Source organism: Bacillus sp. mrc49 (assembly GCF_002803435.1).
In genome coordinates this window covers 1-376 of record NZ_PHNG01000051.1, presented here as the reverse complement: position 1 = coordinate 376, position 376 = coordinate 1, and the positions used below count along the sequence as shown (strand labels likewise).

Annotated in this window: 1 rRNA gene; it reads left to right on the top strand. The window is 54.0% G+C overall.

The annotated features are described in order from the left end of the window. Positions 1-376, top strand: a 23S ribosomal RNA gene (locus tag CVN76_RS00420); the annotation flags it as partial.

Genomic DNA, 376 nt, shown 5'->3' with positions numbered 1-376 from the left:
CTGGGCACTGTCTCAACGAGAGACTCGGTGAAATTATAGTACCTGTGAAGATGCAGGTTACCCGCGACAGGACGGAAAGACCCCGTGGAGCTTTACTGCAGCCTGATATTGAATTTTGGTACAGCTTGTACAGGATAGGTAGGAGCCTGAGAAGCCGGAGCGCTAGCTTCGGTGGAGGCGGTGGTGGGATACTACCCTGGCTGTATTGAAATTCTAACCCGCGCCCCTTATCGGGGTGGGAGACAGTGTCAGGTGGGCAGTTTGACTGGGGCGGTCGCCTCCTAAAGAGTAACGGAGGCGCCCAAAGGTTCCCTCAGAATGGTTGGAAATCATTCGTAGAGTGTAAAGGCACAAGGGAGCTTGACTGCGAGACCTA